This is a genomic window from Hoeflea sp. AS60, from assembly GCF_038900115.1.
GTDB lineage: Bacteria > Pseudomonadota > Alphaproteobacteria > Rhizobiales > Rhizobiaceae > Hoeflea.
On record NZ_JBBMQP010000001.1, the window covers coordinates 1,421,799 to 1,440,490 of the forward strand.

17 protein-coding genes and 1 tRNA gene are annotated in these 18,692 nt (G+C 58.4%); 11 read left to right on the forward strand and 7 right to left on the reverse strand.

Annotated features, from left to right (window positions below; all coding sequences use genetic code 11):
- The first annotated feature begins 34 nt into the window (after positions 1–34).
- Positions 35–110, forward strand: a tRNA-Thr gene (locus WNZ14_RS06565).
- A gap of 175 nt (positions 111–285) precedes the next feature.
- On the opposite strand, the gene WNZ14_RS06570 is transcribed toward WNZ14_RS06565, so the two are convergent.
- From WNZ14_RS06570 to WNZ14_RS06580, 3 genes are read right to left on the reverse strand one after another with little or no spacing between them, the layout of a single operon-like run.
- Positions 286–1,284: a LacI family DNA-binding transcriptional regulator gene (locus WNZ14_RS06570; protein ID WP_342867776.1), complete on the reverse strand. Its 999-nt coding sequence runs from the start codon at positions 1,282–1,284 to the stop codon at positions 286–288.
- 47 nt (positions 1,285–1,331) lie between these two features.
- Entirely contained in the window at positions 1,332–2,324 is a 993-nt protein-coding gene (locus WNZ14_RS06575; protein WP_342867777.1) for an ABC transporter permease, read from the reverse strand.
- Between the two features lie 11 nt (positions 2,325–2,335).
- Entirely contained in the window at positions 2,336–3,076 is a 741-nt protein-coding gene (locus tag WNZ14_RS06580; protein WP_342867778.1) for an ATP-binding cassette domain-containing protein, read from the reverse strand.
- Positions 3,077–3,235: 159 nt separating this feature from the next.
- Between WNZ14_RS06580 and WNZ14_RS06585 the strand changes: the two genes are divergently transcribed.
- From WNZ14_RS06585 to WNZ14_RS06615, 7 genes are all read left to right on the forward strand, one after another.
- The gene (locus tag WNZ14_RS06585) at positions 3,236–4,216 is read left to right on the forward strand and encodes an NAD(P)-dependent oxidoreductase (RefSeq protein ID WP_342867779.1); all 981 of its coding nucleotides are present in this window, start codon (positions 3,236–3,238) and stop codon (positions 4,214–4,216) included.
- 37 nt (positions 4,217–4,253) lie between these two features.
- A complete protein-coding gene (locus WNZ14_RS06590) occupies positions 4,254–5,249 on the forward strand; it encodes a substrate-binding domain-containing protein (protein WP_342868530.1) in 996 nt (331 codons plus the stop codon).
- A 149-nt stretch (positions 5,250–5,398) separates the two neighbouring features.
- Positions 5,399–6,346, forward strand: a complete 948-nt coding sequence (locus WNZ14_RS06595; RefSeq protein WP_342867780.1) for a sugar-binding protein — start codon at positions 5,399–5,401, stop codon at positions 6,344–6,346.
- Between the two features lie 90 nt (positions 6,347–6,436).
- On the forward strand, positions 6,437–7,942 hold the full coding sequence (locus tag WNZ14_RS06600; RefSeq protein ID WP_342867781.1) for a sugar ABC transporter ATP-binding protein: 1,506 nt from the start codon (positions 6,437–6,439) through the stop codon (positions 7,940–7,942).
- Between the two features lie 12 nt (positions 7,943–7,954).
- Complete coding sequence (locus tag WNZ14_RS06605) at positions 7,955–8,947, forward strand: ABC transporter permease (protein WP_342867782.1); 993 nt, start codon at positions 7,955–7,957, stop codon at positions 8,945–8,947.
- Between the two features lie 111 nt (positions 8,948–9,058).
- On the forward strand, positions 9,059–10,045 hold the full coding sequence (locus WNZ14_RS06610) for a Gfo/Idh/MocA family oxidoreductase (protein ID WP_342867783.1): 987 nt from the start codon (positions 9,059–9,061) through the stop codon (positions 10,043–10,045).
- Between the two features lie 246 nt (positions 10,046–10,291).
- Positions 10,292–11,353: an aminopeptidase gene (locus WNZ14_RS06615; RefSeq protein ID WP_342867784.1), complete on the forward strand. Its 1,062-nt coding sequence runs from the start codon at positions 10,292–10,294 to the stop codon at positions 11,351–11,353.
- 53 nt (positions 11,354–11,406) lie between these two features.
- Here the strand turns inward: WNZ14_RS06615 and WNZ14_RS06620 are convergent, their stop codons facing one another.
- Positions 11,407–12,291 carry a DMT family transporter gene (locus WNZ14_RS06620; protein WP_342867785.1) on the reverse strand — a complete coding sequence of 295 codons (885 nt, stop codon included), beginning with the start codon at positions 12,289–12,291 and terminating at the stop codon, positions 11,407–11,409.
- A 301-nt stretch (positions 12,292–12,592) separates the two neighbouring features.
- Between WNZ14_RS06620 and denD the strand changes: the two genes are divergently transcribed.
- Positions 12,593–13,576: a D-erythronate dehydrogenase gene (denD, locus tag WNZ14_RS06625; RefSeq protein WP_342867786.1), complete on the forward strand. Its 984-nt coding sequence runs from the start codon at positions 12,593–12,595 to the stop codon at positions 13,574–13,576.
- A 19-nt stretch (positions 13,577–13,595) separates the two neighbouring features.
- On the opposite strand, the gene WNZ14_RS06630 is transcribed toward denD, so the two are convergent.
- Both WNZ14_RS06630 and WNZ14_RS06635 read right to left on the reverse strand, forming a co-directional pair.
- Positions 13,596–13,979, reverse strand: a complete 384-nt coding sequence (locus tag WNZ14_RS06630) for a RidA family protein (RefSeq protein ID WP_342867787.1) — start codon at positions 13,977–13,979, stop codon at positions 13,596–13,598.
- A 29-nt stretch (positions 13,980–14,008) separates the two neighbouring features.
- A complete protein-coding gene (locus WNZ14_RS06635; RefSeq protein WP_342867788.1) occupies positions 14,009–14,875 on the reverse strand; it encodes a branched-chain amino acid aminotransferase in 867 nt (288 codons plus the stop codon).
- 241 nt (positions 14,876–15,116) lie between these two features.
- On the opposite strand from WNZ14_RS06635, the gene WNZ14_RS06640 reads away from it, so the two are divergent.
- Both WNZ14_RS06640 and WNZ14_RS06645 read left to right on the forward strand, forming a co-directional pair.
- The gene (locus tag WNZ14_RS06640; RefSeq protein WP_342867789.1) at positions 15,117–15,770 is read left to right on the forward strand and encodes a haloacid dehalogenase type II; all 654 of its coding nucleotides are present in this window, start codon (positions 15,117–15,119) and stop codon (positions 15,768–15,770) included.
- Positions 15,771–15,972: 202 nt separating this feature from the next.
- Positions 15,973–16,743, forward strand: a complete 771-nt coding sequence (locus tag WNZ14_RS06645) for a L,D-transpeptidase (RefSeq protein ID WP_342867790.1) — start codon at positions 15,973–15,975, stop codon at positions 16,741–16,743.
- Between the two features lie 55 nt (positions 16,744–16,798).
- Here WNZ14_RS06645 and WNZ14_RS06650 read toward each other — a convergent pair whose 3' ends face one another.
- The gene (locus WNZ14_RS06650) at positions 16,799–18,391 is read right to left on the reverse strand and encodes a helicase HerA-like C-terminal domain-containing protein (RefSeq protein ID WP_342868531.1); all 1,593 of its coding nucleotides are present in this window, start codon (positions 18,389–18,391) and stop codon (positions 16,799–16,801) included.
- Positions 18,392–18,692 lie beyond the last annotated feature (301 nt).

Consider the following 18,692-nt stretch of genomic DNA (forward strand, 5'->3'; position numbering starts at 1 on the left):
GGCCGAAATGGCAAACCTGCGCATGAACTGGCATGCCGCTTTAGCTCAGTTGGTAGAGCACGTCATTCGTAATGACGGGGTCACGTGTTCGAGTCACGTAAGCGGCACCATTTTCCATTTGAAATTCAAATGCTTGATAGCGTTCGATTGCAAGGACTTGGGGTGCAAGAGAAGCTGGTAATCAGTCTCGCTGAAACTCCAGGAAACTTGTTCCTGATGCGTTTCGGGCCACTTTGCCGGTAAATGCCCCATCTCGGCCAAGGCGACCTGCAAGTTTCTTGTACCCTAGACAGACTCCCGTTCGACAATCGGGCATTCGACTTTCAACTGATCGTGGCTGCTCTTCAATCCACCTGCGATGTCGTGGATCATTTCCACGGCCATCGCACCCATTTCGAAAAGCGGCAGGTGAAACGTTGTCAGCGGGGGGCGGAGGAACTGGGCGATGTCACGATTGTCAAAGCCGATCACCGAAACATCTCCGGGAATGGATTTGCCTCGCTCCTTCAGCGCTTCGATACATCCCAGCGCCATCAAATCGTTGGCGCAGAAGATGGCGTCTGGCGGATTTGCGAGATCCATCAGCGCATGGGTTTCCGAATAGCCTGACGATGGTTCCCAGTTTCCGTACCGCACCAGCTCCGCATCGAATGTGAAGTCGTTGCTCGCCAGCGCCTGTTTGTAGCCACGCAACCGTTCGCGCGGATTGTCGAGGCCGTCTTGGCCATTGATCAGGCCGATCCTGCGCCGGCCAGCCTGGATCAGGCGTTCGGTCGCCGCGCGGCCGCCAGCCACATCTCCTGGGATTATCGATGGCAGGCGACGGTTCTGGTCGTAGCAATTGACAAGTACGGACGGCATTTTGAAGAGGGCTGCTGGCGGGTCGATCTTGCGGGTCAGGATGGTGCCGAAAATGTACCCGAGCAGCGGCTGCCGCTGACACAGCGAAAACACATCCTCGTTCGGGTCCTCGCCGGACCGGAAAATACCGAGCGTGACGATGACGCCCAGTTCCAGCGCTTTCTCGCGGGCGCCTTCAAACGCCAGCGCCATCCATGGATCGGTTGTCAGCTCGTCTGTGAGGAATGCAATGACGCTGCTTTCGGTCGGCTCGGCGGCTATCGATCTGTTGGGGAGCCGATAGCCAAGCTCATTGACCGCATCCATCACCTTCTTGCGGGTTGCCTCGCTGAAACGGGCTCCCGAACTTCCATTGAGGATCAGGGATACCGTCGCCTGCGACACGCCCGCCCGGGCGGCAACATCCATCATTGTCGATTTCAAGGCATTCTCCATGATGCGTGCCATGGCGCCCGCAATTTCGTATCAACCTAGGATCGGAAATTCCGGAATCGGTCGAATGCCACAGCAACGATGATGAAGGTACCTATGAACATTCCCTGCCAAAAAGTCGAGATGCCGAGCAAGATGAGGGAGTTGCGAATGACCTCTATCAACAGGGCACCGACAACCGCGCCAAACGCCGTCCCCTCGCCACCGGCAAGATTGGCGCCTCCGATCACGGCAGCCGCAATGACGGTAAGTTCCATCGCCTGACCGAGATTGGTGGTCACACTGCCGAGCCAGCCGGCCATCAGAATGCCCGCCAACCCTGCAGTGAAGGCTGAGAACATGTAGATACTGACCTTGAGCCGCTTGACCGGAATACCAGTCAGCACGGCCGCGTTCTCGTTGCTGCCGATGGCAAACAGATGCTGCCCCCACCGGGTCCACTTGAATACCAGCGACATGACAATTGTCAGCGCTGTCAGAACAAAAAGCGGATGGGGAAAACCCAATGTAGAACCGCCACCAACCCAGAGCAGGATGTCGTGGTCGGGCCCGAACTGCCAGATCATCTTGTTGTCCGACAGCACCATGGCGAGCGACCGCGCCGCCGACAAAGTCCCTAGCGTGACGACGAAGGCCGGCATGCCCGCATAGGCGATGAGAATGCCATTGAGCATCCCGACCATGAGTGCTGCGCCTAGCGCTAGAACTGCGGAGATCCAGAACGGCAGGCCGCTGGACATTGCGACGCTGATCACCATCGCGCTCAGCACCACAGATGAGCCGACCGAAAGATCAATGCCGCCCGATGCGATCACCGCAGTCATGCCAATTGCAATGATCGCGACAAAGGCGAAGTTGCGGGCGACGTTGAAAAGGTTGCGTTCACTGGCGAAGGTGTCGGTCATGATGCTGAGCGCCAGGCATGCAAGCACGGCTGCAGTGAAAACCCAGAAGATCTGAAGCCCCTTGATGCGGGAAAAAAGGCTGTCGTGCTGGCTCTTGCCGATGATGTCATCGAGTGTGGTCGTCATTGTCTTTTCCTTTAGGCAGCTTCGATGGCGCCGGTGATAAGGCCGGTTACTTCTTCGGGCGATGAATGGGATGCCGATTTGCTGCAGACCAATTCACCACGGCGCAAAACGGCAATCCTGTCCGATACGCTGAAGACATCCGGCATTCTGTGGCTGATGAGGATGACGCTGATGCCGCGATCGCGCAGCCGGCGGATCAGGTCGAGCACTTCGGCGACCTGGCGCACCGAAATCGCGGCGGTCGGCTCATCCATCATGACGATCTTGGGTTCAGATAGCAGCGTGCGTGCGATTGCGACTGCCTGACGCTGCCCACCGGACATTTTCCTCACTTGATCGCGTGGTCTGGTTTCCGATTTGAGCTGCTTGAACAGTTCGGCTGAAACCGTGTTCATCTGCTTGTAATCGATATATTTGAATGGACCGAGGCTGCGCATCGGCTCTCTTCCGAGAAAAACATTGGATGCGGCAGTCAGATTGTCAGCCAGAGCCAGGTCCTGGTAGACCATTGCTATGCCGGCGCGCTGGGCGTCGATCGGCTTGTGGAAATCCACCTTTTCCCCATCGATCCGGATGTCACCAGCCGATGGCCGAAAGTTGCCGGCTATGATCTTGACGAGGGTGGACTTTCCAGCCCCGTTGTCGCCCATCAGACCGAGAACCTCTCCCGGTTCAATGGACAGCGACACGCCTGACAGCGCCTGAATCGCCCCGAAGTTCTTTGATAGTCCTGTAATAACAAGCCGCGACATTATTCCTCCTCGTCGGGTTCGCCTTATGGGTGTGCCGCTAATGAGCGGTTTCCCATACTCCTCCTCAGCGCATTCTAGCACATGTCATCACTAATAGCTTGACTTAATATTATTAGTAAACAATGCTTGAGCAAGTTTTGATCTGGGTGGAGGAAATTGATGAGACTGCTGGTGACAGGCGCTGCAGGAAAGGTGGGGCAGGTTTTCATTCCTGCGTTTCTCGCCGATTCCCGTTTTGCCGATTGGGAAGTTGTCGCACTGTGCCACAACAGGTTTGTTGAGACGGGCGAGCGCGTTTCCATTGTTTCCGGTTCACTCTCGGACGAGACTGTTGTCGAAGAGGCTATGGCGGGGGTCACGCATGTTGTGCATCTGGCGGCAGTCAAGGAATCGCCTGATCTGGTCTTCGATGTAGCGCTGAAGGGGCTGTTTCATCTGCTTGAGGAGTTTCGCAGATCTGCAGAGGCCCGCCAGTTCATCCTGCTCAGTGGCGACTGTGTGGTTGGTCACATCTTTCAGCAATATGACGAGCCCATCACCGAGGCCTCGGAGCGCAAGGCCTATCCAGGCTGCTATGCCCTGACCAAGGTGCTGGAAGAGACGATGCTGGAGCAATATGGCAACCAGTATGGTGTCAACTGGTCGACGTTGCGGGCACCATGGATCATGGAAAAAGATGATTTCCGCTTCGCGCTTGATTTTGGCGACGAGCAATTCGGAGGGCCGCCGTGGACTGATTTCGTTGACGAGGTCTCGCTGCAGCGTTACCGCAAGGGGCGCCATGTGCCGGTCTTGCGAGATGTCAGTGGCGACTATCTGAAGCGGAATTTCGTCCATGTCGACGATCTGGTTTCAGCCATCCTGGCCACGATTGGCAATCCTCGTGCGCAGGGTCAGCTTTTCAATATCTCGATGGATCAGCCCGTTGATTACGGGGCGGTCGGCAAGGTGCTCAAGGCCAGCAATGGCCTTGAGCCGATCGAGATAGACACCCCTTTTCACAGCAATTGGCTGGACAATTCAAAGGCGCGGATGGTGCTTGGATGGGCCCCGGAGGTCGGGCTTGAAGAGCTTGCTGATCGCGCATGGAGATATGAACGCGAGGAGAATGATCCACGCGTGATTTGGTATCCCGGCTAAGGCAGGAGGCCTGGTCGGTTTTAGTGGAGGAGAAAGCATTATGAAAACGAAATTATTGGCCCTTACGGCCCTATCCGTGATGATGCTGGCGGCCGGTTCGGCCGCTGCGCAGGACAAGAAGATCTTGGCGATCGTCGTCAAGGGATTGGACAACCCTTTCTTCGAGCAGATCAATCTGGGTTGCAAGAAGTGGATGTCCGAGAATGCGGACAGCGAGTATGAGTGCCTCTATACCGGTCCCGCATCGTCGGCCGACGAGGCAGGCGAAGTGCAGATCGTTGATGACTTGCTAACCCGCGGCGTCGCCGCAATTGCCATCTCGCCGTCGAACGCGCCTGCCATGGCAAACCGCATCCGTTCGATTGCGCCGTCTATTCCGGTCATGACTGTGGATGCGGATTTCCTCGAGGCCGACCGCGATCTGCGCAAGACCTATCTCGGCACCGACAACTATCTGATGGGCGTGAAAATGGCTGAACAGGCCAGCATGCTCAAGGCTGATGGCGGCACGGTTTGCCTTCAGCTCGGCAATGTCGCAGCAGACAACATCAATGCCCGCGCACAGGGTTTCCGTGACACTGCGGGTGGCGAGAAGGGCATCGACCGGCTGACCGGCCAGGGCGGCTGGACGGAGATCGAGGGATGCCCGGTCTTCACCAATGACCAGGCCGACCTTGCCAACCAGCAGATGTCGGACGTCTTCACTGCAAATCCGGATCTCGATGCTTTCATTCTGATCGGTGGCTGGGCTCAGTTTGCGCCGCAAGCCTACGCTCAGGTCACCGATCAGGTGATGGACAAGCTCAAGAGCAAGGATCTGATCATCATTGCGGGCGACACCTTGCCGCCACAGACACAAGCCTTCCGCGATGGTCGCAGCCATTCTCAGGTCGGGCAGCGTCCATTCGAGATGGGCTACAAGGCGCCTGATGTCATGATCCAGCTCATCAACGGCGAGACCGTGGATGATCCGCTGTTCACAGGCCTTGATGTTTGCAATCTGGAAGACGCGGGCTTCTGCAAAGACAACTAGAGCTTCCCGAGGGCGATGGGGTTGGCTCTAAAGGCCGCCCCGTCGTTTCTTTTTACCTCCGCATGCTGTTAATATTATTAATAAAATGCGGTCTGACAAACTGATTTCAATTGCGGCCTTGGAGGACAAAGGCTGCTGGGAGGAAGACGATGTACAATCTGAAGTCGATTATCCTGACTGCGGGTGTAGTGTTGGCCGCGAGCGCTGCCGTCGCACAGGAAAAGCCTGCGCTCGCATTTGTGGTCAATGCCGCGTCCGATTTCTGGAAACTCTCGGAAGCCGGTGTGAAAGCGGCTCAGGCGGAACTTCCGGGCTATGAGTTGCAGTTCCGCTACCCGGCCCAGGGCACGGCTGCACTCCAGAACGCCCTGATGGACGATCTTGTTGCTGCCGGTACTGATGCAATCATGATCTCGTCGGCTGATCCGAAGAACTCGATCGATGCGTTCAACCGCATCGCTGCCCAGGTTCCGCTGTTTACCACCGACAGCGACGCCCCTGACAGCAACCGCATCGCCTATCTGGGCTCGTCCAACACCGCAGCTGGCGTGCAGGCCGGCGAGATTGCGGTGGAGTCCATGCCAGATGGTGGCAAATGCATGGGCTTTGTCGGCTTTCTCGGAGCCGACAACGCGGTCGAGCGCATTGCCGGTTTCCGCCAGGCAGTCGAAGGCTCGGGCATCGAACTGGTTGATGTGCGTGGCGACGATGTAGACTTCGCCCGTGCGCGCTCCAACGTCGATGACGTGCTGGCCGCCAATCCGGACATCACCTGCATGGTCGGGTTCTATTCCTACAACCCGCCCAAGATCTATGAAGCCCTGCAGGCTGCCGGAAAGCTCGGTGACATCACCGTGGTCGGCTTTGATGAGGACCCGATCACGCTCGGCGCGGTTCGCGAAGGCAGCTTCGCCGGCACCGTGGTGCAGGATCCCTATCAGTGGGGCTATCAGGGCATGAAACTGATGGCTGCCTATCTCGAGGGAGACAAGTCAGGCGTTCCGGCCGATGGTTTGATCATCGTGCCCACGAAAAAGATCAACAAGGCCAATGTTGATGCTTTCGAGGCGGAGCTGAAAGCCCGCGTCGGCGGATAAGGCGGGTCATCCGATCGTTTCATCCAAGGCTGCACGAGCCCTTGCGGTTCGTGCAGCTTTCTCATGTGACAGTCTCATGCGGGGAAACCCATGCCTGAAGTCAGAGACAATCTGATATCGCTTGAACTTTCCGGAATCACGAAAGTCTACCCCGGCGCGATCGCACTCAACAATGTCTCACTGAGCATCTCCGGCGGCGAAGTGGTTGGCCTGATCGGCGAGAACGGGGCGGGGAAATCGACCCTGATGAAGGTTCTCGGCGGCGCAATCGCGCCAGATGAGGGGAGGATCGTCATTGACGGCGACGCGGTAAAATCGCTGACGCCAGCGCGCGCCACCAGGCTCGGGATCGCCTTTGTTCACCAGGAACTCAACCCGTTCTCCAACCTTGATGTAACGGCAAATGTCCTTCTCGGGCGCGAGATGCGCAGCGGCGTTTTGGGCTTTCTCGACCGCCCTGCGATGGAACGAAAGGTTGCGCCAATCCTTGACCTTCTGGGCACCCGTTTCGGGCCGAAAGATCCCGTTTCCGAACTCTCGCTGGCCGATCAGCAATTACTTGAGATCGCACGCGCCCTCTCCATCAACGTTCGCCTGCTGATACTCGATGAGCCTACTTCGAGCCTTACGATCTCGGAAACCAACAGGCTGCTGGAGGTAATTCGCAAACTGCGGGCAGATGGTGTGGCGGTACTTTTCATCACCCACAGGCTGGCCGAAATCGTCGATGTGGCAGACCGCGTGGTGGCGCTGCGTGACGGCTGCAACGCCGGTGAATTGTCACGCGAGGAGATCAGCAAGGATACGATGGTCCGGATGATGATCGGCCGGGATGTCAGCCAGTTCTACGAGAAAACAGACCATGCTCCCGGCAATCCGGTGCTGGAAATCAAGGCGCTGCGGACCAGGGCCTATCCGCATCAGAGCATGGATCTTTGTCTGCGGGCAGGGGAAATAAGCTGCCTGGCGGGACTTGTCGGCGCTGGCCGGACCGAGCTCGCAAGAGCCATATTCGGTATTGATCCGGCTGAGGGCGGCAGCATCGAAATGGACGGCAAGGTGCTGCGGGGAAATTCCGTTCCAGACGCGATTGCAGCCGGCATCTGCCTAGTGCCGGAAGATCGGAAGGCGGAGGGCCTGTTTCTCGATTTTGCAATCATCGAAAACATTGCGATGCCAAGCCACGTGGCGCTGTCGACACATGGGTTTGTCGATGTCGAAGCGGAGACCAGGCTGGCGGACGCATCAAAGACAAAACTTCAGATCAAGGCATCAAGCCTTGGTCGAGCCGTCGCCGAGCTGTCGGGGGGCAACCAGCAGAAGGTGGTTCTCGCCAAGTGGCTGGCGATGAATCCCAGGCTGATCATCCTGGATGAGCCGACGCGCGGCATCGATGTCGGCGCCAAGGCGGAAGTCTATCACCTGATGCAGGAGCTTGCGGCGCAAGGCGTGGCGATCCTGATGATCTCGTCAGACATGGAAGAGGTCATCGGTATTTCGGACCGGGTTGCGGTGATGTGCCGGGGCAAGATCAACGGGATCCTGAACCGTGGCGAACTGACCGAGGAAAACATTTTGCGGCTTGCCGTGGAATAGAAAGAGTACACGATGCAAAAAAAAGACATTGGCCTTGCCACCCTTGTTGTCACCGTCGGCGCGATCGTTGCAATGGTCAATCCGCGCTTTCTGTCGCCGATCAATCTTGCCAACACTGCAAACCTGATCGGCCTGTTTGGGCTTTTCTCAATCGCTGAGGCTTTCGTCATCGTCACCGCCGGTATCGAGCTGTCGATCGGGTCCGTGATCGCATTGATTGGCGTCATTTTCGTCGATCTGATCGCTGGCTACGGCGTGCCGTGGCCGATCGCGCTGGCGATCGTCATGGTGCTTTCTGTCTTTATCGGGCTGTTGCATGGCTGGCTGATCACGCGCCTCAAGCTGCAGCCTTTCGTTGTCACGCTGTGCGGACTGCTGATCTATCGCGGCGTTGCCCGGTTCTACACCAAGGACGGCACCGCCGGCTTCACCTTCGGATCCAATTTTCCGACGCTGGAGTTTCTGGTCTCGGGCCGTACCGCCGGCGTGCCGCACTCGGTGGTCGCCTTTGGCCTGGTGGCGATTGTGGCCTGGTTTTTGTTGCACCGGACGGTTTTTGGCCGGCACCTGTTCGCGGTTGGCAAGAATGTCGAGGCGGCGCGCTATTCCGGCATCAACACCGATCGCGTCATCATTCAGGCCTATGTGCTTTGTGCGTTTCTCACCGGCATTTCGGCTGTGTTCTTTGCCATGTACACCCGTTCGGTACAGCCATCCTCGCACGGCAATTTCTACGAACTCTACGCCATCGCCGCAGCTGTGCTCGGCGGCTTTTCCTTGCGCGGCGGTGAAGGCTCGATTGTTGGCGTGGTGCTCGGCGTGATCCTGCTGCAGATTCTGCAGAATCTGGTCAACCTTCTGGGCATACCGTCTTCGCTCAATTTTGCTGTCATGGGCAGCGTCATTCTCGCTGGTGTTATTGCTGACACTCAATTTTCCCGTTACCGCGAGATCCGCCGTCAGCAGATTGCGATGTCGGCGCTCGAAGAGAGCGCAAAGCAATGACTGTCATCCATAAGAAGACGAGCGTGAGTGTTGGCAGCGGGCGAGCCTGAGAGGCGACAGTCGGTCGTGCTGCGCCTGGTTTGACGCACATAAGCATAAGGAGAAAACGATATGTTCAGATGGGGAATATTGTCCACCGCCACAATCGGACGCGAACAAGTGATCCCGCAATTGCAGGACTCCGAGAACGGCGTGGTGACGGCAATCGCCAGCCGCGACCATGGTCGCGCCCGCGCGCTCGCACATCGCTTCGGCGCACCACTGGCGTTTTCTTCCTATGAAGAGTTGCTGGCCTCCGATCAGGTAGATGGTGTTTATATCCCGTTGCCGACGTCACAGCACGTTGAATGGGCGATCAAGGCGGCACAAGCAGGAAAGCATGTGCTGTGCGAAAAGCCGATTGCTCTTCATGCCGATCAGATTGCGCCGGTAATCAAGGAACGTGATGCGAACCATGTGCTGGTCTGCGAAGCCTTCATGGTCACCTATCACCCGCAATGGCGAAAGGTCCGTGATTTGATCGGCAACGGCGCCATCGGCCGTTTGCGCCATGTCCAAGGCGCCTTTTCCTATTTCAACACCGATCCGGACAACATGCGCAACCAGCCCGAGCTAGGCGGCGGTGGCCTGCCGGACATTGGTGTTTACCCTACAGTCTCGACACGGTTTTCAACCGGCCTCGAACCCCTCCGCGTGCAGGCTGTCATTGAACGAGACCGAAATTTCGGCACCGACATCTACGCCAGCGTCAAGGCCGATTTCGGCGATTTCGAGATGAGCTTCTATTGCTCCACCCAGATGGCGCTGCGCCAACTGATGGTGTTCCATGGCGAGCAAGGCTTCATCGAAGTGACAGCGCCTTTCAATGCCGGCGACTACGGGCATGCGGCGATCACCCTGCACAACCGCGATCACGAGGAGGCGCAGACCTTCCGCTTTCCTGGAGTGCGGCAATACCGGCTTCAGGCCGAAGCCTTTGTCCGCAAAGTGCGCGGCAGCGATGATGAGGTGTTCACCCTGGAGCAGTCGGTTCTCAATCAGTCATTCATCGACGCAGTCTACCGCGCCTCGTCTCACGATGGATGGGAGACGGTCTAGGGTTTGGCCAAAGCCCCAGTGTGTTCCGGCACGCTGCGCTGTCGGGCATCTGGAAACGGCGCTTTTGCCCACGCGCCCGTCCGATCAAGCGGGATAACCATGAAGGGTTGCAGACTTCAGGTCTTTGCCATGCGCTCATGACTCATGCTTGATCAAATCGGTGCGCCGCTTTAACAATCAACGATCTTTTTGTGAGCAATAGCATCATGTGCTCGTGGGACATGTGAGCAATCCTGTGGGCAAACCGTGAAGCACATCTTCTTTCGAGTGATTTCAGTTATGTGTCTGGCGGCGGGCCTCACCGGCTGCACCGGCGTGTCCTATTACGCACAGTCACTCAAGGGCCATGTCGACATCATGACGGCGCGCCAGAATGTCGCCAGACTGATCGCCGATCCATCGACGCCGGAGACGCTGCGCGTCCAAATGGCATCGGCGAGCGCCATAAGGCAGTTTGCCACCGACGAACTCGCGCTGCCCGACAATCCGAGCTACCGCAGCTACGTCGACATCGGCCGTGATTACGTCACACTGGCCGTTTTTGCGGCGCCGGAATTCTCGCTCACGCCGGTGGTGAAGTGTTTTCCTGTTTTTGGCTGCGTGCCTTACCGGGCTTTCTTCTCAAGGGATTCTGCGCGGAAAACGGCTGCCGAACTTCAGCAACAGGGCCTCGATGTCTATGTCTCTGGCGTCACAGCCTATTCGACACTGGGCTGGTCGAGCGATCCGCTGCTCTCGACGATGTTCAGTCGCGACGAAACCCATCTTGCCGGGCTGGTTTTTCATGAACTGGCACACCAGCGCATTTATGTGGATGACGATTCAGCATTCAACGAGGCTTTCGCCGTTGCGGTTGAAAGGACCGGCGTGCGGAAATGGCTGCGCGCGGCTGGCGATGCGGCAGGGTTGCGCCGCTACGAGACTGATTTGACGCGCAGCGCCGAACTGGCTGCCCAGCTGTCGCAAACCCGGGACGAGCTGAGCAAGATCTATGGTGAGCTCGGAACCGTTGCGCAGAAGCGGGCCGGAAAAGCAGCAGCGATCGAACGGTTGCGCAGGCGCTACCAGCAGATGCGGAACAAGCGCTGGGGTGGATACCGGGGATACGATGCATGGTTCGAGGCCCCGATCAACAACGCAAAGCTCGCAGCAAGCTCCGTCTACAACGAACGGGTTCCGGCGTTCCTCCGCTTGTTCGATCTCTGTTCGGGCGACTATCCACGTTTCTACGCTGCGGTCGGGCGGATTGGTGCGTTGAACAAGGCGGATCGCGGCGAGGCGCTTGAGACAGCTAGGTCGTGTGAGTGAATCAGGCCGTGGCTTAAGATCCAAACGCTCGGAATCTGGCGATTCGCCTGGCTCTAGCCTGCTACTTGGCGCGCCTGGCGGTTTCCTCCACGGATGTTGATCCAGTTGGCCAGGATGATGATGCCGCCGCCTAGCAGGATAAAAACATCGGCCTTTTCGCCAAACAGCACCGCGCCAACGATGACAATCAGCGGCAGCCTGGCAAAGTCGATCGGCATGACAAAGCTTGCCGGCGCCAGCGATAGGGCTGTTGTCAGGCAGTAATGCGCCAGCAGGCCAGACACGCCGATCACCAGAAGCCAGGGAAGTGTCGCCAGCGTTGGCCAGACGACTGCCCCCTGCACCACCAGCGCCATGACGCCAAAGCAAAGCTGAAACCCGGCCAGCCAGAACATGATCGAAATGATGCTTTCATGGCGGGTCAGAGCCTTGGTCATGATGATGGTGGCAGCAAAGAAGACTGCCGACAGGGCTGCCGTGATAAGGCCCGGTTCCAGCGCGCGGAAGTCGGGTCGTGCGACCACGAGAATGCCCAGGAACCCTAGGCCCGCCGCGATGATCCGCGAACCCGTCAGACGCTCTCCCAGAAACGCGAAACTCAGCACGATCACCCAGACCGGAGTGGTGAATTCAAGCGCGAACACTTGCGCGAGCGGGATTGATGCCAGCGCAAAGAACCAGAGATTTTGGCCGGTAAAATGGAACAGGTTTCTGAAAAAATGTTGTTTCACCCGCTCGCGGCGGATCTCGCCAAGTCGGCGGCTGACCCTGCCGAGCCCCAGCACGATGACAAGGCCGACAAGCGAACGGAAGGTCATGATCTCGAAGGTGGAGTGAACCTGAGACACGTAGCGGCCCGCGACGGCCATCGTGGAAAATGATGTGATAGACCCGCACATCCACAGTGCCGCCTGTATCGGCCGGTAGGTTTGAGGCATAGGCGGAGCACTCCATTGTTTCCGTCAGCTGCAAACCTGTGCGGAACCCCGTTTGATGGCGATAGGGATGTAGGCCAACATGGCGACGACGACAATTGCCTCGAAACCCACTCAACGGGATTCGTTGTGGCAAATCAACTGATGTGTGAAGCCGTAATCGGGTCCGGTACATCGCCGAGTTGCCCGATGGTCACTTCCGCAGCCGGGCCAACAGCCTTGCTGCCATCCTATCTCTGCAATTGCGCTACGCCGCTTCTGGCCCTACCGTCACGCTTGCAGTGAGGTGTAGGAGAGCAGTCGAATGCATGTCTTGATTATCGGTGCGGCAGGGATGATTGGCCGCAAGTTTACAAATTCCATTGTCCGATCAGGTGTGCTTGGTAAGCGCGCAGTGACAAGCTTGACGCTTGCCGACACCATCTCACCTGAAACTCCGACCGGATTTTCAGGCGAGGTCGCAAGCCTGGCAATCGACATTTCCGATCCTCTTTCAGCGCCGCAGCTGATTTCGGGACGGCCTGACGTGATCATTCATCTGGCGGCCATCGTCTCGGGCGAAGCAGAGCAGGATTTCGACAAAGGCTACCGGATCAATCTGGATGGAACCCGCTACCTGTTCGATGCTGTACGGCATCTTTCCCAGGCGGATGGCTACTGCCCCCGTATGGTGTTCGCTTCCTCGGTCGCAGCCTTCGGCGCGCCGGTGCCCGACGAGATTGATGATACCTTTCTCGCAGCACCTTTGACGAGCTACGGCACGCAGAAGGCCATCGGCGAACTTTTGTTGCAGGACTACACCCGTCGTGGGTTTTTCGACGGCATGGCGATCCGGCTACCGACCATCTGCATTCGTCCCGGACTGCCCAATGCGGCCGCGTCCGGTTTCTTCTCCGGCATTATGCGCGAACCGTTGGCTGGCAAGCAGGCCATCCTGCCAGTCCCGGATACTGTGCGCCACTGGCACGCCAGTCCACGGGCGGCGGTGGCGTTTCTCACCCACGCCGCGACCATGGACACAGGCCCGGTCGGGCATCGCCGAGCGCTCAACATGCCGGGAGTATCGGCGACCGTCGCCGAGCAGATCGAGGCGTTGCGCAGGATTGCCGGCGACAAGGCTGTGGCGCTGATACGCGAGGAACCCAATCCTGATATCATGCGCATCGTTGCAAACTGGCCCCGCGGATTTGCGGCAGACCGTGCAATAGCGCTTGGATTTCGGGCCGAAAGCTCGTTTGATGAGATCATCCGCATTCACATCGAAGACGAAATGGGTGGCTCGCTTTGAGGGTGACCGTGATCGGCGGTTATGCCACCTGAGCAGTGACCTCTATCTCGATCAGCATTTCAGGGCGTATCAGCTGGCAGATGATCATGGTCGCTGCCGGGTCGATGCCGCCCAGATGCTCGGCCAGCACCGGTGCCACCGCGTCGAAATATTCGGGCTTGGTGACGTAATACCTCACCCGCACGATGTCGCTCAGGCTGGCATCCAAAGCCGCCAGCGAGGCGGCGATGGTGGTGAAACAGTTGCGCGCCTGATCGGCGACATTGGCCGGCATTTCCATTGAGGCGTAGTCGTAGCCTGTGGTGCCCGAGACATGCACGAATGGCCCTTGCCGCACGGCGCGGCAATAGGCCGCCGCCTTTTCGAACGGTGAGCCGGTGGAGTGTTTGCGTCTTTCGCTCATCGCGATCTTACCTCGGTGGCGACTAGGTCTCAGCCGTGCGCCCAGTCCATGTAAAGTTCGCGGGTCTTGCGGCCGACCGGTCCGGCCTGCAATTCGCGGCCCTCGATGCGGATCACCGGAACCACCTTGGAATGATTGCCGGTCGAGAAGATCTCGTCGGCATCCATGAAATCGGCGACGGAGAGCGACTTCTCGACCACTTCGGTGCCCGCCTCGCGCATGAGCTTGATTGCGCGCGACCGGGTGATGCCTGTCAGGAAAGTCCCGTTGGGCGCAGGCGTGAACACCACGCCGTCCTTGACCATGAAGATGTTCGAGGTGCCGGTCTCGGCGACGTTGCCAAGCATGTCGAGAACCAGAGCATTGTCGAAGCCGCGTGACTTGGCTTCCATCACGGCCCGGCCATTGTTGGGGTACAGGCAGCCGGCCTTGGCATTGGTTGGCGCGGTTTCATAGGTCGGGCGCCGGAATGGTGACACTGTGACCGAGAAACCCGAAGAGGCGATCATCGGGCTTTCAAACAGGCACAGGCAGAAGCGGGTTGAGTCCGGATCGGCCGGCACCGACATGTAGCCGCCATGCTCTGCCCAGTACATCGGCTTGATGTAGACAGCGGTCTTGCCATCAAATTTCTTCAAGCCCTCACGCGCCAGGCCTTCGATGGTCTCGGCCTCCATGGTCGCCCGCATCCCGAGGGCATCCGCCGAGCGGTTGACCCGCGCGCAATGCAGATCGAGATCGGGGGCAACCCCATCAAACCATCGCGCGCCGTCAAACACGGTCGAGCCCAGCCACATTGCGTGGCTGACGGGGCCGATCAGCGGCGGATTGCCTTCGAGCCATTCACCATCGACATAGGTCCAGGTCTTGGTGCGGGCTTGGGTGTTGACGGTCATGATTTTCTCCTGCCGATGCTAACTTCTATACGCTGACATTCGTCTGCCGCTGCCACTGTCGTCAAGTCATGGCTCCACCACAAAGAGGTAGTCGCTTCTCAATCGCACGATCCTTGCGCGTTGTTGCCCGACCGGGAAACAATTGGACCCTCATGATTGTAAGCGAAACGAGGTGTGCTTGACGCTTGACTGTTGCACTGCAACACGGGCATCGTAAGCGCCTTGGAAGAGGAACGCTGAAATGGCCTTTGCTGCCTACGTCTTTGATGCCTATGGAACCTTGTTTGATGTCCACTCCGCGGTACGCCGCCATGCTGAAGCCGTAGGGCCGGACGGACAGCTGCTCTCTGAGATCTGGCGGGCCAAACAACTCGAGTATTCTTGGACAAGGGCGCTCATGGGGCAATGGCGCGATTTCTGGGCACTGACCGAGGAAGCGCTCGATCATGCTTTCGAACGGGTCCCCAGCGCAGACAAGAACCTCAGACCACAATTGCTCGACGCCTATTTCAAGCTTGATTGTTATCCGGAAGTCCCCGCGGTGCTGAAGGCGCTGAAAGCCACAGGCGCGCGTGTAGCGATCCTGTCCAACGGTTCCGTGAAGATGCTGGAATCAGCAGTCAAGAATGCTGCGCTCGACACCGTCATCGACGATGTCTTCTCGGTCGACGTGCTTCAGACATTCAAGACCGATCCGGCAGTCTATGACATGGTCACCACCGACTACCGGCTCTATCCCGGCGCGGTTTCCTTCCAGTCGTCCAATCGCTGGGATGTCGCTGGCGCCACCAAGTTCGGCTTTCGCACGGTCTGGATCAACCGCGCCAGGATGCCGGATGAATATCGCGACCTTTCGCCGTCACTGATCCTGCCTGATCTCAACGGCATCGAGTAGATCTCGCCCATAATGCCGGTCACGTAGGCGTTACGATGATTTCATTGTGAAGAGCATCACTGTGGCAAGTTAGCCACAAGCCAGGCGTGGGAAAGTCACAATCGGAACTCAAATGTGTTCTGCGCGTTGAGTCGTGCCGGCAAGACTCCGGGCGGCTAGTGACGACTATCTGTATCTCTTAGACTTGAGGACTTTCCGCGACATGGCCGGACCAAACCAAAAAGACATGAACTCTGCCGGCAGTGCTGGAGGCGATCGCACCTCGACCACACTCTCGAGACGCCGTTTTCTGGCTCTCGGATCTGCAGCGACAGCCACGCTTGCCGGCTGCGCTGGTCCGCAGACCACACAGCAATTCATGAACCAGACGCAGCCAGTCTTCCGTGCCACCGACAACCGGGGCGCTGGTCTGACTGCGGCTTCCTCCTATTACGACACCATGTACGGACCCAAGCTCGACGAGCCTTTCCCGTTGCCCGCCATTCCCTATCAGGAAATCGACCCGGCATTCCTGCGCCAGGAGGTTGCTGACCCGACAGGCGAGCGCCCCGGAACCCTGGTCGTCGACACGTCGCAGCGCTTTCTCTATCTGGTACGCGAAAATGGTCGGGCCATGCGCTACGGCGTCGGTATCGGGCGTGCCGGTTTCTCCTGGTCAGGCCGCGCCATTGTGCAGTGGAAGCAGAAATGGCCCAAATGGACGCCGCCTGAAGAGATGATCGCCCGCCAGCCGGAACTCGAGCGCTATTCGGCGGCTAATGGTGGCATGCCGCCCGGCCTCGACAACCCGCTCGGTGCCCGCGCGCTCTACATCTTCCAGAATGGCGAGGACACGCTTTACCGTCTGCACGGTAGCCCGGAATACCAATCAATCGGCAAGGCCGTCTCGTCGGGCTGCGTCAGGCTGCTCAACCAGGACATCTGTGACCTCTATGACCGGGTTCCTACACGCACCCCGATCGTGGTGATTTGATCATCGCTCCGGGGTTCGGCCTGAAGCCGATCCCCAGACTTATACTCATGCCTGATCAGAACCCCTTTTTCAACGATCCCAGAATGCCCCGCACCAGTGCGCGTCCAAGCGACGTGGCGGCCGATCGTGCCACGGATTTGATGACCGTTTCTGTCACCGTCTGACGTTGATAGCCCGGGCGCGAGCGGCTCGTACTCTTGCGACGGCGAGACGATGTGCTGCGGCCACGATCGTCCTCTTCATCTTCGTCACCATAGCCGGGAAGGGTCCAGCGCCGGCTTTCTGGCCGTTCCTGTTCCTTCTCCTCCTCATGGAGACGCTTTTCTTCTTCCGCCTTGGCAGCTTCCGCAGCGCGGCGCTGCAGCATCTCGAAGGCGCTGTCACGGTCGAGATCGGTATCGTATTGCCCGGCAACGGGGCTAACCGCCATCACCTTTTGCCGCTCGGGCTCGGTGATCGGACCAAGCCGCGAAGCGGGCGGCCGAATGAGCGTCCGTTCGACCATCGAAGGCACGCCCTTCGCCCCGAGTGTCGAAACCAGCGCCTCGCCCACACCCAGTTGCGTGATAGCCTCGAAGCAATCAAAGGCCGGGTTGGGCCGGAATGTCTCGGCCGCCACTTTCACGGCCTTCTGCTCGCGCGGCGTATAGGCCCGAAGCGCATGCTGGATCCGGTTGCCGAGCTGGGAGAGCACTGTCTCGGGCACATCAAGCGGGTTTTGCGTGACAAAGTAGACACCGACTCCCTTGGAGCGGATCAGCCGGACCACCTGCTCGACACGGTCGATCAGGATCTTTGGCGCCTCGTCAAACAGCAGGTGCGCCTCGTCGAAAAAGAAGACCAGTCGCGGCTTGTCGGAATCGCCGACCTCCGGCAGTTCCTCAAACAGCTCCGACAGCAGCCAGAGCAGGAAAGTCCCGTAAAGCCGCGGGTTCATCATCAGCTTGTCGGCTGCCAGCACCGAAATCGCGCCGCGGCCGTCATTGGTCGTGCGCATGATGTCGGCGATCTTCAGCGCCGGCTCGCCGAAGAAGTTTTCTGCGCCCTGCTGTTCGAGCACCAGCAATCCACGCTGGATCGTGGCAAGCGACTGCTTGGTAATATTGCCATAGGTGGCGGAGAGCTTTTCGGTCTCGCCGGCCATGTAGGTGAGCAGTGACCGAAGATCTTTCATATCCAGAAGCGGCAATCCGTTCTCGTCAGCCAGCTTGAAGGCGATGTTGAGGACGCCTTCCTGGGCGTCCGACATGTCCATCAGGCGAGCCAGCAGCAGCGGCCCCATATCCGAAATGGTGGTGCGGACACGGTGTCCCTTCTCGCCGAACAGATCCCAGAAAATGACAGGGAATTCTTGGAAGTCGTAAGGGTCAAGGCCAATCGTCTTGGCGCGCTTTTCGAGGAAATCCTTGTACTCGCCGATCGCGGCGATGCCCGAAAGGTCACCTTTGACATCGGCGCAAAATACCGGAACGCCGGCATTGGAAAAACTCTCCGCCAGAATCTGAAGCGTCACGGTCTTGCCGGTGCCGGTGGCGCCGGTGATCAAGCCGTGGCGATTGGCATATTTGAGATCGAGATACTCGCCCTTGTTGATGCTGTCGTCGGGATTGCGGCTGGTGCCGACGTAAAGCTTGCCTTCTTCGAGCATGTCGTCCTCGTACTGCGCCATTCGTGGCGGTTGGCTTTTGCATGCGCCCGGCGCACCATCACTGATTACTTATAGGCAAGCCACGTCCCCGGAACAATGCTTCTCGTCAGCGTTCATGGGCAAGTTCGGAAGTGCAAGATCTTCCGCGAACTTGCCGCCCGTTCTTTCCTTTTTGGCTCCCGCCAGCCTCGGGAAAGCTTGTTCTTCTAGGGGTCAGAGACTGATTGTCAGGAGAACATCGGGCACCATGAGACATGGGGCAACAACGAGGCCTGAAAAAATCTACCGGCCAAAGCGGCTG